The sequence below is a fragment of the Pseudomonas akapageensis genome (assembly GCF_011355085.1).
Taxonomy (GTDB): Bacteria; Pseudomonadota; Gammaproteobacteria; order Pseudomonadales; family Pseudomonadaceae; genus Aquipseudomonas; species Aquipseudomonas akapageensis.
Map to the genome: position 1 here is coordinate 80,102 of NZ_VXCP01000006.1, position 15,241 is coordinate 95,342.

Sequence of the window (15,241 nt, forward strand, 5' to 3'; positions counted from 1 at the left end):
TGTAAATCGCTTTGCTTGCGTGGTACTCGCTAGGGTTTGCCTGGGTGCTATTGGATCTGGCGAACTTCGACACGCTGGCCATTGCCGATCTGGCTGACACTGCTGCGCAGACCGGCTCCGTTCTGTTCAATGCTGGCCCGATTGCCGCTTCCGTTCTGGTTGATCTGTGCCCGGTTACCCGAGCCGCTCTGGCTGATAGAGGCTTCGTTGCCATAGCCTTGTTGATTGATCATGGCGATCTGGTCGATGCCTTCCTGAAGAATCCACGCCTCCTGGGCGCTGCCGGCCTGGACGATCTGGCCGAGCAACGACTGGCCGTTCTGCTTGATCAGTGCTTCGTTGGTCTGGCCGTCCTGGCTGATGATTGCCCGCTGGCCATTGGGGGTGGTCATCAGGAACACTGGCGGGTCACCGAGGTCGCCGCCAGGGCCTATGTCGCCGTTGTCCATCAAGTCATCGGCGCGCAGCACCTGACCGGCCACGCACAGTGGCAAGGCGAGCACGACGATCAAGTGCCTGAACGAAATGCGCGTAAGACCTGGCATGTCGATGTCCTTTCAGGTTGAGTCCAATGAATCTTCAACGGTTGACCCCGCCCCCTGTGAGGGAGGCGGGGCGGGCCGCTACTGCACTGTCACAGAAGCCGTGACCGTATTGCCGGCAGCCGATCGAGCAGTGACTGTCGGTGCTGCGCTTGGAGCGATGCTCGAGTTGTTGGCCACCAACCGCCAGCGGCCGGACACCGGTACATTCGTGGTGCCCAGGGTCACCAGGCCGTTCGGGGTGGTGGCCTGAACGGTGATGGTGTTGCCCGCAGTCGTCCCTGCGGTCCCGGAGATATCCCAGGTGAAGCGGTTGCCGGATTTGAGTGTGACCGTTGCCGCAGTGACGCTCAGGTTCTCGACGTTGGCCACAGGCGTGACCTGCACGGTGACCGTTGCCGGAGCCGAAAGGGCGCCCCTGCTGTCCCGGGCCCGGTAGGTGAAGGACGCACTGATGGCGTTCTGCAACCCGGCCGGTGGGGTGTAGGTGACCGTCGTGCCGTTGGTGGTCACTGTGCCTTGGCCGGCAGGCGGCTGGGTCAGGTTGACTACGGTCAGCGGCGTGTTGCCATCCGGGTCGGTGTCGTTGGCCAATACGTTCAGGGCGATCGCAGTGGTTTGGGTGGCACCGGTGTCATTGTTGGCAACAGGTGGCTGGTTGACCGGAGCCGTGACGGTCACCGTGATCGTTGCCGGGGCCGAGAGAGCACCCAGGCTATCGCGCACCTGGTAGGTGAAGGTCGCCGTGCCGGCAGTGGTCCCGGGTGTGAAGACCACAGTCGTGCCGTTGGTAGTGGCAGTGCCCCGACCTGCGGCAGGCTGGGTCAGGCCGACTACGGTCAGCGGAACATTGCCGTCCGGATCAGTGTCGTTGGCCAGCACGTTCAGGGTGATAGGTGCAGCCCCGGTGGTGGTGGTTGCGACGTCATTGCCGGCAACAGGTGCCTGGTTTGGCGGTGGCGTGACCGCCACGTTGACCGTGGTGACTGTCGACTTCACGCCCGTGGAATCCATGGCACGGTAGGTGAATGTTGCAGTGAACGGTGCAGTGACCACGGCCGGTGGGGTGAAGATCACCGCCGTCGTGCCGCTGAGTGCCACAGTACCCTGACCGGCAGCCGGTTGGGTGAGGTCCGTGACGGTGAGTGGGGTATTGCCGTTAAGCGCGGTGTCGTTGGCCAGTACGTCAATGGTCACTGGAGCGCCTTGTGTCGTGGTGGCGCTGTCTGCCGTAGTACGTGGTACCCCGTCGCCAGGTCCCTCAGGCGCATTGCCCACAACAGTCACCGGCTCGGTGTCGACACCACCGGCAGACGACTTGACGGTGAGGGTGGCAGGCGGTTGTGGCAGATCGTTGACTGTCAGCTGTTGCCCAGTGCCGGACGTGGACAGGCGGCCAAAGCCCTCGGCAACCAGAACCGGAACATCGACCTCGTCGCTCGACGCCGCTTCAATGGTCAGGCGGTGATTGTTCCAGTCGTACCGTGCGGTCTGAATCTTGACCACGTCAATGAGCTTGCTCGAGAGCGAAGTCGGCTTGGTACTCAGCGGGTTGGCGGGGGGGAGCAGGTCGCTGGCGGTTACCACCACCAATTGCGGAGCGGCGCCATTGAAATTGTGTTGCGCGAAGTACAGCCCGTTGTTGTTGGTGTCCATGGGGATCAGGCAAGCAGGTGTCGCGCCGGGCAGCAGTGCGAGCGTCTCGCGGAAGCACAGCGACGAGTTGTTCGGTGCCTTGCCGAAGACTTCCACCTGGGTGCCGGCACCGGTGCGCCGATAGGTCGCCCGCTCCACTTCCAGCGGCGTTTGCTTGCGGTCGTCGAACAGCTTGCCGGTGACCGTGAACAGGTCGGTGCGGATCTTGGGTCCGTTCGGCCCGGGGCCCTGGATTTCTATGTAGTTGGTACCCTTGGGGCTGCCGGTGACGGCTTCGCTCAGGTTCGGGTCGCCGATGAAGGTTTCGACTACGCCGGTTTCCGGATTCGTCGCGTGATAGGGGCCGTTGACACTTTGCAGGAATGGCCCGATCTCGCCTTTCAGCGCGCCTGTGTAGTCACCGGGTGCCCCGATGCCGATGTCGCGGGTGATGTTGATCGCCCGACGACCGGGGGTGGTGACGTTGAAGGTATCGAAACCGTAGGGGTGGGTCACAGTGTAGGTACCGGCACTGGGTACGGTGATGCGCATGCGGATCCGGGCGAAGGCGATCTGACCGCCATTGGCCGGGGCAGGCGTCGAAAATGCGGCTTCGACCGCGGCTGTATAGATTTCCAGCTCCATACCGCCAACGGCCGGGATTGCGGCCTGGGCCATGAACCAGAAGCCCTCGTCCGGGAAGTTGTCCGGGAAAACCATGGGCACGGTATCGTCATAGACCCCAGGGGCTACCGCCAGGGTGCACAAGTAGGAGGGTGGGGTGGTTGGAGCTACGTTGGGGCTTATGGCCTTGGATTGACAGAGTTCGAGTTTCTGATCGTTGTCGTCCTGGTACCACATCGGGAAGTGACCGTTAGCGGCGGTGTAAGGACCTGGGTCGACGGCTTTGAGACCGGCGTGTGCCGCCCCGGCCATCGAGAGGGATAGCCCCAGAGCGCTAAGCGCAAGGCGTGGCCATTTGTTCATAATGCCTCCGGATTCGAGATCGGGTGAGACGCGGTCATGGAACGAGGACCACTTCTTCGGTATCGGTACCGCCATTGGACGATTTCACCTCGACCCTGGCTGGGGGGATCGGTGACGGGGTCGACATCTGTTTCGAGGCGCCGTCGCCGGACATTTCAAGGATCAACGCGCCGTTTCCGGTGAAGGCCGTCAGGGTCACTGGGGCGGTCTCGTCACTGGTCGTGGCCTCCACCTTCAACGTCCCCGCGTGCCATTCGGCGGTTTGTATGGTCACCTGGTCGACAAGGGGCACCGAGACGGTGGTGGGCGTGCTGGTGAGGATTGCCGGCCGATTGTCAGCGGTCAGTTGCAGGTCGACCGGCACGCTGGGGTTCAGCGCAGTCTGGCCATACCAGTTGCCGGTGGCATTGGACTCGATCATCGCGGTGGTCTGGCCGTTGCTGACAAAGTCCGCGAGACCCGGTGGAGGCGGGGCCTGCATGAACACATCTTGCTGGGCAATGACACTACCGCTGCCGCTGCCGTTGCGGCGGGAGTAGGTGGCGCGCTGTGTAATCAGCGGTGTCGGCAGGGTCACCTGCGAAAGCTTGCCGGTTACAGCGAACAGGTTGGTACTGACGTTGATACCGTTGGGCCCTTCGACACGCACGAAGTTGGTATTGAACGGGCTGCCGGTCACAGGCTCGAGGAGGTTCGGGTCGCCAATGAAGGTGTCGGAACCGCCGTCGGGGTTAGCTTCGACGTAGGGGCCTCTGATGCTGCGCAGGAACGGACCGATATCGCCTTGCAAGGCGCCGTTGTAGGTTTTCGCAGCGCCGATGCCGACGTCGCGGGTCATGTTGATTGCCTTGCGGCCGCCAGTGTCGGTGAAGTCGGCCTGGGTAACATCGAACACATCGACGCCATAGGGGTGGGTAATGGTGTAGATCCCGGGGGTGGGGACATCCACCCGAATCCGGATGCGGGCGAAGCTGATCTGATCGCCTTCTTTCGGGTCGCCGCCGGAAAATGCCGCTTCGATAGCCGACACGTACGTCAGGTTGATGCCGCTCGCCGCATCGGTAATGCTGGCGTCGCCCATGAACCAGAACGCTTCGTCGGGGAAGTTGGTCGGGAAAACCAGGTCCTGGGTGTCATCGAAAATGCCCGGAGCCACGGCCAACGTACACATGTATGCGGGCGCGCCGGGAGCTCCGGCGACGCGTGAACTGACATTCCTCGACAGGCACAGGTCGAGGGTTCGACCATGACTGTCCTGGTACCAGGAGGCGAATTCGCCGATTTGGGGGTTGTAAGGGCCTGGGTCGACAGCATAAAGCGCCGCCGTGGCCGATCCTTGGATGGCTGTCGTTAATACGATCACTGCAGTGATATGAGACAGTTTGTGCTGCATGAGTCTTCCCTCTTGCGATGAACCAGACCCGTGGGATGGAACGGTGACAGGACCTTGGCAACTTTCGTACCAAAGCAGCTGAAAAGCCCGTGGGGCAAGGCATGGAGGGGTATTTCAAGAAAATGACAGGCGGTGCGATCGTCCCCGCTTGTGGGGGCTTTTGGGGACGGATGGGTATGTACGGGGTATGGGCTATGCTGTAGAAGGCATGCACAATGAAGGCAAATTACTATCACTGTGTGCTCAATGATTCACACAGCTTGAGAAGTGTGGGCTATACCAAAAAGAAAAGCGCCGGGGAATTCGTCAATGCAGATGGTCGAGCGCAAAGCGTCAACTTCTCGAAAGCAGGCGGGCGGCGAACGGACAGAGACTCGCCGCCCGTTCAACCTGTTGCGCTGGTTCTCACTGGTCAGCCTGGGCATTATCGCCTCGGTTGCAGTGGGCCTGGGCATTATCACAACCCGTTTTCTGGTGAACGAGAGCGTTGAACGCGATGGCTTGCTCACCGCGCAATTCATTCACGCCCTCGGTGCGGCCGAGGTGCGCCATGCCGATATCCCCAATCTGCGGACCATGGGCGAGCTGCTCGACTCGCGCCAGGACCAGAGCTTTCCCGGGGTCACCCCCGAGGCTCGCGCCCGTGCTCGAAGCGAATTCCTCGACCATATCGCCAACTTGCCGGATGTATTGCTGGCCAATATCTATGCGCCGGACCACGTGATCATCTGGTCGACCAACCCGGAGCTGATTGGCGAGCGCATTGACGATGATCCAGGCCTGGAGCGTGCCTTCCGCATGAAGGAACGGGTCTCGGCCAGCTATCACAAGGCCTTCGAGGATCGGGAGGAACAACGGTTTCCCAGGGCTCCCGAGTTCCTGTTCATCGAGAACTACATCCCGTTGTTCGACGCCGATGAAAAGTCCGTCATGGCCATGGTCGAGATCTACAAGGAGCCCAAGGACCTGATCGTGCGCATCGAGCGCGGCTTCGTGCTGATCTGGATCGCCACCGCCTTCGGCGGCGGCCTGATCTACTTCGGCCTGTTCTGGATCGTGCGGCGTGCCGCAGGCCTTCTGGCTTCGCAGCAAAGGCAGCTGATCGCCAATGAAACCTTCGTGGCCATGGGCGAGATGTCCTCGGCGGTGGCGCACAGCCTGCGCAATCCTCTGGCCTCGATCCGCTCGAGCGCCGAGCTGGCCCAGGAAGTGGCCGGGGAACCTGCACGCAAGAACATCGACGACATCATTGGCCAGGTCGACCGCATGTCCAAATGGGTGCGCGACCTGTTGCAGTCGTTGCGGCCATTGAACGACGCCTCTGAAGTGGTCAATCTGACGGCGACGGTACAGGACAGCCTGCATGCCTACGGACTGCAGATCAAACGGTCCAATGTCCAGATCGAGTATGACCCGCAACCGGTGCCACCGGTGGTCAGCCAACAGGTGCAGTTGACGCAGATTATTAATAGTCTGCTTGCCAACGCACTGGAGGCGATGCCCACCGGCGGCGTTCTGAAAATCGAGTTTGAACCCGAGTCGGCCAGCGGTAATCTGCGTATGTCGCTGACCGACACGGGTAAAGGGATGACCCGACAACAACAACAGATGGTCTTCAAGCCGTTTTTCACCACCAAACAGGGTGGACTGGGAGTTGGCCTGGTACTCGTCAAACGAATCATGGAAAGATTCGGCGGCTCGGTCAGTCTGAGCAGCGGCGAAGAGGAAGGAACCCGCGTAACCCTGGACTTTAGAATTGCAGAGGGAGGGGAACATGGAGCACAGCATTCTGGTCGTTGAGGATGACGAACTTCTAGCTGAAAACATACAGACCTATCTTGAGCGCAAGAACTTCGAGACCATGGTTTGTCACTCGGCGGAAGAAGCCCTGGAACTGCTCAAGACCTGCCAACCGGATGTGGTCCTGACCGACAACTCCTTGCCTGGCATGAGCGGGCATGAGTTGATCAAGCACTTGAGCAGCACGGCGCCTGCACTCAAGCTGATCATGATGACCGGCTACGGCAACGTCGAAGATGCGGTCACGGCAATGAAGGAGGGGGCCTTTCACTACCTGACCAAGCCCGTGGCTTTGCCTGAACTGAAATTGTTGCTGGACAAGGCACTGGAGACCGAGCGCCTGGAACGCACGCTGTCGTTCTATCAGGAGCGTGAAGCCAACAATGCCGGACTCAAGGCGCTGATCGGCGAGTCGCCGGCGATGCGCTCGATGAAAGACATGATCAACCAGTTGCTCGATGCCGAGCAGCGCATGGGCAACAGCGACCTGCCGCCGGTCCTGATCGAGGGTGAAACCGGTACCGGCAAGGAGCTGGTGGCCAGGGCCCTGCATTTCGACGGGCCGCGCAGCAAGGAACCCTTCGTCGAATTCAACTGTGCATCGATACCGGCGAACCTGATCGAGGCGGAATTGTTCGGCCACGAAAAAGGTGCCTTCACCGACGCCAAGGACCGTCGGGTAGGCCTGGTCGAAGCCGCTGACGGCGGTACCCTGTTTCTCGATGAAGTCGGGGAAATGGACCTGCTGCTGCAAGCCAAGCTGCTCAAGTTGCTCGAAGACCGGACCATTCGCCGGGTCGGTTCGGTGAAGGAGCGCAAGGTGGACCTGCGCATCATCAGTGCGACCAATTGCAACCTGGAACAGATGGTCCAGCAGGGCAAGTTTCGTCGAGACCTGTTCTTTCGCCTGCGCATCATTTCGATCAAGGTGCCGCGCCTGTATCAGCGCGGCGAGGACATCCTGTTGCTGGCCAGGCATTTTCTCGCCAAGCACGGCAAGCGCTATGGCAAGCCGAACCTGCGTTTCAGCGCCCAGGCGCAATCACTGCTGATGAGCTACAGCTGGCCGGGCAATGTGCGCGAGCTGCGCAACATGCTGGAGCAAACCGTGCTGCTGGCGCCGAATCCGGTCATCGAACCGAGCCAGTTGAATGTCTGCCTGAGCCTGGTCGATGAACCCACGCAGCCCGATGAGCGCATAGCCCACAGCTACACAGCCCCTGCCGAACACCATCACGATGAAGAAGAACTGCCCCACGGCGAAAGCGACCGGGTACGCAACATGCTCGACAGGACTGACTGGAACGTGACCAAGTCGGCTCGGCTGCTGGGGTTGACCCGGGACATGCTGCGGTATCGGATCGAGAAGCTGGGGTTGACCAGGCCTGACAAGCGGCATTGGTAGACTGGCTGAGACCGTGTCGCCTGCATCGCTGGCAAGCCAGCTCCCACAGAGAACTACGGTTCATGCATCACCCCTGTGGGAGCGGGCTTGCCCGCGATGAGGCCCTCAAGGTCCTCCACTGATATGGTACTTTCCCGCCAATCTGAATCTGTTATGCAATACACCCCCGGCGCATAGTCACGGCCTCTGAACCGATGAGGCCCCGACCATGTATCACTATGACGAGTATGACCGCGCGCTGGTGTTCGAGCGCGTGGCGCAGTTTCGCGACCAGGTGCAACGCTTTATGGGCGGTGAGCTGAGCGAAGAAGAGTTCCTGCCCCTGCGCCTGCAAAACGGCCTGTACCTGCAGAAGCATGCCTACATGCTGCGTGTGGCCATCCCCTATGGCACCTTGGGCGCGAACCAGTTGCGCACCCTGGCGCGCATCGCCCGGGAGTTCGACCGTGGTTACGGCCACTTCACCACACGCCAGAATATCCAGTTCAACTGGATCGAACTGGCGCAGGTCCCGGATATCCTGGCGATCCTGGCCGAGGTCGAGATGCATGCGATCCAGACCTCCGGCAACTGCGTGCGCAATATCACCACCGAAGCCTTCGCCGGCGTCGCCGCCGATGAGTTGATGGACCCGCGCCCCTTGGCAGAGATCCTGCGCCAGTGGTCGACCATCAACCCGGAATTCCTGTACCTGCCGCGCAAGTTCAAGATCGCCATCTGTTCGGCCGAACAGGACCGGGCGGCGATCATGATGCATGACATCGGCCTGTACCTGTACCGTGACCCGAACGGCGAGATGTTGTTGCGGGTGATGGTCGGTGGCGGCCTGGGCCGCACGCCGATTCTCGGCCTGCAAATCCGCGAAGGCCTGCCGTGGCAGCACTTGCTGTCTTACGTCGAAGCCATTCTGCGGGTCTACAACCGCCACGGCCGGCGCGACAACAAATACAAGGCGCGTATCAAGATCCTGGTCAAGGCGCTGGGCATCGACGCGTTCGCCCATGAAGTGGAGCAGGAGTGGCAGCACATCAAGGACGGACCGGCGCAATTGACCGACGCGGAATACCAGCGCGTCGCCAATGCCTTCGTCCCGCCGAGCTATCAGACACTGTCCGACACGGACCTGGATTTCGGTACGCGCCTGGTCATGGATGCCGCTTTTGCCCGCTGGGTCGCGCGCAATGTCCAGCCGCACAAGGTGCCGGGCTATGCCAGCGTGGTGCTGTCGACCAAGCCCGGGCCTGCAGCGCCGCCCGGTGACCTGACCGATATCCAGATGGACGCTGTCGCCGATTGGGCGGAAATATTCGGCTTTGGCGAAATCCGTATTGCCCACGAGCAGAACCTGATCCTGCCGGATGTGCGCAAGCGCGACCTTTATGCCCTGTGGGCCCGGGCCTGCGAGCAGGGCCTGGGCACCGCCAATATTGGCTTGCTGACCGATATCATCGCCTGTCCGGGTGGTGATTTCTGTGCCCTGGCCAACGCCAAGTCGATCCCGATTGCCCAGGCGATCCAGCAACGTTTCGACGATCTGGACTATCTCCACGATATCGGCGACGTCAGCCTGAATATCTCCGGCTGCATGAACGCCTGCGGCCATCACCACATCGGCAACATCGGCATTCTGGGCGTCGACAAGAACGGCAGCGAGTGGTACCAGGTCACGCTTGGCGGCGCCCAGGGCAAGGACAGTGCGCTGGGCAAGGTGATCGGGCCGTCGTTCAGTGCTGCGCAAATACCTGATGTGATCGAACAGATCGTCGCCACCTTCACGGACTACCGCGAAAGCGATGAGCTGTTCGTCGACACCGTCCAGCGTATTGGCCTGGAGCCGTTCAAGGAGCGGGTCTATGCCAAGGCCGAGGGGGAAGCGGCATGAATAACCTGATTCGCCTGGTCGATGGCCAGGCACAACTGCTGAGTGATGATCCCTGGACGCTGGTACGCGAAATCGAAGACGAACTGCCGACCGGGCCGCTGATCCTGCCATTGGCACATTGGCGCGAAGGCCATGGCATCTGGCTGAGCCCGGATGATGAGGTGGAAAGCCTTGAGCTCAGGCTCGGCGAACTGTCATTGATCGCTATCGATTTCCCCAGCTTTCGCGATGGCCGCGGCTACAGCCAGGCCTACCTGCTGCGTACGCGCCTGGGTTGGCAGGGTGAGCTGCGTGCCATCGGCGATGTGTTGCGCGACCAGCTGAGCCATATGCGCCAGTGCGGGTTCGACAGCTTTGCGGTGCGTGAAGACAAGTCGGCCGAGGATGCCTTGAAGGGGTTGGCGGGGATGAGCGTGCTGTACGGGCGTTCGGCGATCGAGCCGAGGCCGTTGTTCCGGCGGCGTTGATTTTTGTGAGGCTCCCGGGCCTCATACCTCGTTCCCACGCTCCGCGTGGGAATGCCTCCCCTGACGCTCCGCGTCTCGACGCTGAGCGTCAGTCACTGCATTCCTTTGCTGCGCATGGGAACGAGTAAAGCGACGCGGCTCAGGAATGTTGCTGTACCAGTTCCAGGGTATTGAAATTGCACAGGCGCGGGTCGTCCGCTGCGCATTCGACCGGGCACAGGCCGTGATCGAGCAGCGCGCGCAACAGGCTGCGCTCACCCTGTTGCCATTGGGCTTGCAGCGCGCCAAGCAGTACCCGGGGAATCAGGCTGAACATCGGTTGCCATTGGCCATCCTGGCGCACCATGGCGACGGCTGGCTGGGGGCCGGCGGCAAGTATCAGTTGCTCCAGCAAGGCGCGATCGATCATCGGGGCATCGCAGGCCAGTACCAGCAAACGGTCATGCCTGGCCTGGGCAAGGCCGCCCAGCACACCCGCCAGCGGGCCCGGGAAGTCAGCCTGCGGATCAACCACCAGATGGTCGGCATAGGGCCGGTAAAGCGTCTGGTTGCGATTGCAGGAAATGATCAGGTCGTCGGTGAGCGGGCGCACGACGTCGTGGATAGGCGCGATCAAGGGTCGCCCGCGCCATTGCACCAGGCCTTTGTCCAGGCCACCCATGCGCTGGCCGCGACCGCCGGCCAGGAGCAGGATGGAGCAGGGGGGGAGGTGGTCGTCGGATAGGCTCATGGTCAGCTACCAGATAGATGAAGATGGATATGATCCCACAATGGACTTTGGCGATGGCATCACCGCGCAAGCATCGACCGGCCAGCCAGTTTCGAAGCCACCTGCCCATCCACCGGCAACGAGAAACAAAACGTCGCCCCACGCCCTGCACGGTCCACCAGCCGGATCTCGCACCCATGCAGCTGCAGTATCCGGTGCACGATACGCAGGCCCAGCCCGCCATCCCGGCGTGCACCGCCGATATTGAACGGGCGCAGGAACAGACCTTCGCGCAATTCGCTGGCGATGCCCGGGCCGCTGTCGCTCACCGTCACTTCAACGAATGCACCCTGCGCGGCAAGGTCGATCTTCACATCACCCAGGGTCTGGGTATGGCGCAGTGCGTTGTCCAGCAAGTTGGTCAGCACGCGCTCGATCAGCCCGAGGTCGGCGTACACCGCCGGGACGCCGGGGGCGAAGCTCGCCTTGAGCTGAATCTGCCGCGCTTCGGCGGTCAGTTCGAATTTCTCGAAGACGTCCTGGACCAGATCGGTCAGATAAAACTGCTCCAGCACCGGCTGCACGAAGCCATGCTCCAGACGTACCAGCTCCAGCAACGACTGCGCCAGCCCACCGACCTTGCGGCTTTGATCCAGGGCGATGCCCAGGTAGCGACGGCGTTCGTCCGGGGTCAGGCTGGCATCCTTGAGCTGCAGGGTTTCCAGATAACCATGCAGCGACGCCAGAGGCGTGCGCAGATCATGGGAGATGTTCGCCACCAGTTCACGGCGCTCCTGATCCTGACGGGTCAGTGAGCGCCACTGCTCGCCCAGGCGGGTTTGCATCTGTCGGAAGGCAGCATCGAGCATGGCGATCTCGTCGACGCTGGCGCCCTTGCCCAGGGCCGGAGCAGGGGGTGGGGTGACGGGGGCACCGTCGATATCGAATTGCCTGACCGTTTCAGTCAGGCGGCGCAAGGGCCGGGTGATCAGGGCAAAGGCGGTGAGGCCGGCGAGCAGGCACAACAAGGCCACCATGCCGATCGACCATAAGGCCGTGTTCAGGGCTTCGCTGGTGGCGCCGCGTTCGGCGAACTGGTCGTGTTCTTCGCCCAGCAGTACCACGTAGAGATAGCCCGCCTCCTTGCCATCGACCCGCAGGGGCGCAGCGCTGAAGACCTTGCGCCCGTCGACGCTGCGTGGGTCGTCGCCGACGATGGGCAGGGTTGCGCCGGCGAGCAGGCGTCGTACCGGTTCCAGATCGACTTGCTCGCGGCGCAGGCGCCCGGCAGGGGCGGCGTTGCCGACGATGCGCCCGTTGGGGTCGAGCAGGTAGACCTCGACACTCGGATTGACCAGCATCAGTTGGCTGAACAACTGGCGCAAAGCCTCCGGCTTCAGGCCCTGGGCATCCATCAATTGTGTATCGCGGGCGATGTGTGCGGCCAGGTCACGGGAAAGCCCTTGCACCACTTCCAGTTCGTGCATGCGGTTGGAACGCACCTGCATCCACGCCGACGTACCGCTGCACACCAGCAACAGCAGGGCGAACACCAGGGAAAGTCGGTGAGTGAGGGTCAGTCTCACGGCTGTTCCTCCAGACTTGCGAACTTGTAGCCGCGCCCCCACACGGTGAGGATGCGTGCTGGCTGCGCGGGGTCGGCCTCGACCTTGGCGCGCAGCCGGTTGATGTGGGTATTGACCGTGTGTTCATAGCCTTCGTGGCTGTATCCCCACACGGCATTGAGCAGGTCCATGCGTGAGAACACCTTGCCTGGCTGACGGGCGAAGAAGTACAGCAGGTCGAATTCGCGCGGCGTCAGGTCCAGGCGCTTGCCGTCCAGCGAGGCTTCACGCGTCAGCGGATCGATGAACAGGCCGCCGGCGTTGAGGCTGCCGGTGTCCATCTTCAGGGTGCGCGCCATTGCATCGACGCGCCGCAGCAGGGCCTTGACCCTGGCCACCAGTTCGAGCATCGAAAACGGCTTGGCCAGGTAGTCGTCGGCACCCAGTTCCAGGCCGAGGATGCGGTGCATTTCGCTGGAACGGGCACTGGTGATGATGATCGGCGTATAGCGGGCCATGGCCCGGGCCCGGCGGCAGATTTCCAGCCCGTCGACGCCAGGCAGCATCAGGTCGAGGATCAAGGCATCCCAGCCGCCTTGCTCGAGCAGCTGCAAGCCTTGATCGCCATCGGCACAGTGCACGACCTGCAATTGCTCGTCACGCAGGTGCAGCACGATCAGATCGGCGATGTGTTTATCGTCCTCGACCACCAGGACGCGTTTGGGTTGATCCATCGACTCTCATCCTATGCAAGGCCCGCTCTTGCGCGTAGCCATCATTGTGCGGCTTTTCTGCCCGGTGAGTTATCACGAATTGTTTAACTTGGCGTGAGGATTTCGCGATCGGTACACGCCTAGGCTAGCTCCATCACCTATTCGGGCAAAGGTTGGAGAGAGTCATGATTTCCAGACGACAGATCCTTGTGGCCAGCTCCGGTGTGGGCGTGGCGGCGCTGGTCGGTGCAATGCTGCCGCGTTTGACCGCCAGTTCCGCGATTGCCGCGACGCAAGCCAGCGCCGAAACCTTCGAAGTCACCCACAGCGACGCCGAATGGAAGGCGCTGCTTGGCCCCGAGCGCTATGAAGTCCTGCGCCAGGAAGGCACCGAACGCCCCTACAGCAGCCCACTCAACGATGAACACGGCAAAGGCACCTTCGTCTGCGCCGGTTGCGCGTTGGCGCTGTTTTCCTCGAGCACCAAGTTCGACAGCCATACCGGCTGGCCGAGTTTCTGGCAGCCCCTGGAGAACGCCGTTGCCGTGCGTACCGACACGTCGTTCGGCATGACGCGCGATGAAGTCCATTGCCGCCGTTGCGGCGGTCATCTGGGGCACGTCTTCGACGACGGTCCGAAACCCACCGGCCTGCGCTATTGCATGAATGGCCTGGCGATGAAATTCCAGCCGTTGGCGGCGTGATGAAGGAGTTAAAGAGATGAAATTGCCTTCCAGACGCAGTGTGCTTCTCGGGCTCTCGGCCCTGGCCCTTGCCTGGCAAGCCCATGCCGCATTCTTCGGGGCGGGTGCAGATGCCGTCGAGCTTGCCCCGCCGACTCTGGACGAACCCGCCGGCAAGACCGGCAACGAAACCGTGGTGTTCGCCGGTGGTTGCTTCTGGGGTGTGCAAGGGGTGTTCCAGCACGTCAAGGGGGTCAAACGGGCCGTCTCGGGGTATGCCGGCGGCAGCGCGAACACGGCCGAATACGAACGGGTCAGTGACGGTGACACCGGCCATGCCGAGTCGGTCCAGGTCACTTACGATCCGTCGCAAGTGAGCTACGGCGCCTTGTTGCAGATCTTCTTCTCGGTCGCCCACAATCCCACCGAACTGAACCGCCAGGGCCCGGATACCGGCACCCAATACCGTTCGGCGATTTTCCCGCAGAACGGCGAACAGAAACGCATCGCCCAGGCCTACATCGCCCAGCTCGATGGCGCGCATTCATTCGACCGGCCTATCGTGACGCGACTTGAAACCTTCAACGGCTTTTACCCCGCCGAGGACTACCATCAGGACTTCCTCACCGAGCACCCGAGTTATCCCTATATCGTGATCAACGATTTGCCGAAGGTGGCGCAGCTCAAGCAGCTGTTTCCCGAGCGCTATCGGGAGGAGCCGGTGTTGGTCAAAACCGGGCAGTGATCTCACGCGTATTACCTCGTTCCCACGCTCTGCGTGGGAACGCCTCCGCTGACGCTCCGCGTCTCGACGCTGGAGCGTCTGGCACTGCATTCCCACGCGGAGCGTGGGAACGAGGGTAACTGCAACCCCAGATTACAACCCCAACTCCGACAACCCCGGATGATCATCGGGCCGCCGCCCCAGGGGCCAGCGGTACTTACGCTCTGATTCCTTGATCGGCAGGTCATTGATCGACGCATAACGGGTTTTCATCAGCCCATTGTCGTCAAACTCCCAGTTTTCATTGCCATACGAACGAAACCAGTTACCCGAGTCGTCGTGCCATTCATAGGCGAAACGCACGGCGATGCGGTTGTCGGTGAAGGCCCAGAGTTCCTTGATCAACCGATAATCGAGCTCCCGGGTCCATTTGCGGATCAGAAATGCCTTGGCTTCGGCGCGATTGCGGGCGAATTCGGCGCGGTTGCGCCATTGGGTATCGAGCGTATAGGCCAGCGATACGCGCTCGGGGTCGCGGCTGTTCCAGCCGTCTTCGGCCAGGCGGATCTTTTCGATGGCCGACTCCCGGGTAAAGGGTGGCAGCGGGGGACGGACCTCGGCAGGGGTGGGCATGGCAGTCTCCGGAATGGGAAAAGGCTCGGACAACGGTAGTCCAGAACGGGCAGGGCATGTGCCCGTTGATCAAGCATTCACTGCTTTACTTGAGTAATACACC

At 61.7% G+C, this 15,241-nt stretch carries 13 protein-coding genes; 6 read left to right on the forward strand and 7 right to left on the reverse strand.

The annotated features are described in order from the left end of the window. Window positions 1-47 precede the first annotated feature (47 nt). From F2S13_RS05885 to F2S13_RS05895, 3 genes are all read right to left on the reverse strand, one after another. Entirely contained in the window at window positions 48-545 is a 498-nt protein-coding gene (locus tag F2S13_RS05885) for a curlin (protein ID WP_166359536.1), read from the reverse strand. A gap of 78 nt (window positions 546-623) precedes the next feature. Beyond that, window positions 624-3,164: an Ig-like domain-containing protein gene (locus F2S13_RS05890; protein ID WP_166359537.1), complete on the reverse strand. Its 2,541-nt coding sequence runs from the start codon at window positions 3,162-3,164 to the stop codon at window positions 624-626. Between the two features lie 34 nt (window positions 3,165-3,198). Continuing rightward, entirely contained in the window at window positions 3,199-4,557 is a 1,359-nt protein-coding gene (locus F2S13_RS05895) for a hypothetical protein (RefSeq protein ID WP_166359538.1), read from the reverse strand. A 309-nt stretch (window positions 4,558-4,866) separates the two neighbouring features. Here F2S13_RS05895 and F2S13_RS05900 point away from each other — a divergent pair, with 309 nt between their 5' ends. From F2S13_RS05900 to F2S13_RS05915, 4 genes are all read left to right on the forward strand, one after another. Continuing rightward, window positions 4,867-6,357, forward strand: a complete 1,491-nt coding sequence (locus tag F2S13_RS05900) for a sensor histidine kinase (RefSeq protein ID WP_166359539.1) — start codon at window positions 4,867-4,869, stop codon at window positions 6,355-6,357. Further along, on the forward strand, window positions 6,332-7,762 hold the full coding sequence (locus F2S13_RS05905) for a sigma-54-dependent transcriptional regulator (protein WP_166359540.1): 1,431 nt from the start codon (window positions 6,332-6,334) through the stop codon (window positions 7,760-7,762). The genes F2S13_RS05900 and F2S13_RS05905 overlap by 26 nt, the downstream gene beginning before the upstream one ends. A 208-nt stretch (window positions 7,763-7,970) precedes the next feature. After that, window positions 7,971-9,644 carry a nitrite/sulfite reductase gene (locus tag F2S13_RS05910; protein ID WP_166359541.1) on the forward strand — a complete coding sequence of 558 codons (1,674 nt, stop codon included), beginning with the start codon at window positions 7,971-7,973 and terminating at the stop codon, window positions 9,642-9,644. Then, window positions 9,641-10,111, forward strand: coding sequence for a DUF934 domain-containing protein (locus F2S13_RS05915; protein WP_166359542.1), 471 nt, complete (start codon window positions 9,641-9,643; stop codon window positions 10,109-10,111). The genes F2S13_RS05910 and F2S13_RS05915 overlap by 4 nt, the downstream gene beginning before the upstream one ends. Window positions 10,112-10,250: 139 nt before the next feature. Here the strand turns inward: F2S13_RS05915 and mobA are convergent, their stop codons facing one another. Genes mobA through F2S13_RS05930 form a run of 3 tightly spaced genes read right to left on the reverse strand, consistent with a single transcriptional unit; the run spans window position 10,251 to window position 13,119 of the window. After that, on the reverse strand, window positions 10,251-10,841 hold the full coding sequence (gene mobA, locus F2S13_RS05920; RefSeq protein WP_166359543.1) for a molybdenum cofactor guanylyltransferase MobA: 591 nt from the start codon (window positions 10,839-10,841) through the stop codon (window positions 10,251-10,253). Window positions 10,842-10,900: 59 nt separating this feature from the next. After that, a complete protein-coding gene (locus F2S13_RS05925; protein WP_166359544.1) occupies window positions 10,901-12,406 on the reverse strand; it encodes an ATP-binding protein in 1,506 nt (501 codons plus the stop codon). Next, complete coding sequence (locus F2S13_RS05930; protein WP_166359545.1) at window positions 12,403-13,119, reverse strand: response regulator transcription factor; 717 nt, start codon at window positions 13,117-13,119, stop codon at window positions 12,403-12,405. The genes F2S13_RS05925 and F2S13_RS05930 overlap by 4 nt, the downstream gene beginning before the upstream one ends. A 164-nt stretch (window positions 13,120-13,283) precedes the next feature. On the opposite strand from F2S13_RS05930, the gene msrB reads away from it, so the two are divergent. Together msrB and msrA are read left to right on the forward strand one after the other, a co-directional pair. Continuing rightward, window positions 13,284-13,802 carry a peptide-methionine (R)-S-oxide reductase MsrB gene (gene msrB / locus F2S13_RS05935; RefSeq protein ID WP_166359546.1) on the forward strand — a complete coding sequence of 173 codons (519 nt, stop codon included), beginning with the start codon at window positions 13,284-13,286 and terminating at the stop codon, window positions 13,800-13,802. 16 nt (window positions 13,803-13,818) lie between these two features. After that, a complete protein-coding gene (gene msrA, locus F2S13_RS05940) occupies window positions 13,819-14,526 on the forward strand; it encodes a peptide-methionine (S)-S-oxide reductase MsrA (protein ID WP_166359547.1) in 708 nt (235 codons plus the stop codon). A 132-nt stretch (window positions 14,527-14,658) separates the two neighbouring features. Here the strand turns inward: msrA and F2S13_RS05945 are convergent, their stop codons facing one another. Then, entirely contained in the window at window positions 14,659-15,138 is a 480-nt protein-coding gene (locus tag F2S13_RS05945) for a nuclear transport factor 2 family protein (RefSeq protein ID WP_166359548.1), read from the reverse strand. Between the last annotated feature and the right edge of the window lie 103 nt (window positions 15,139-15,241).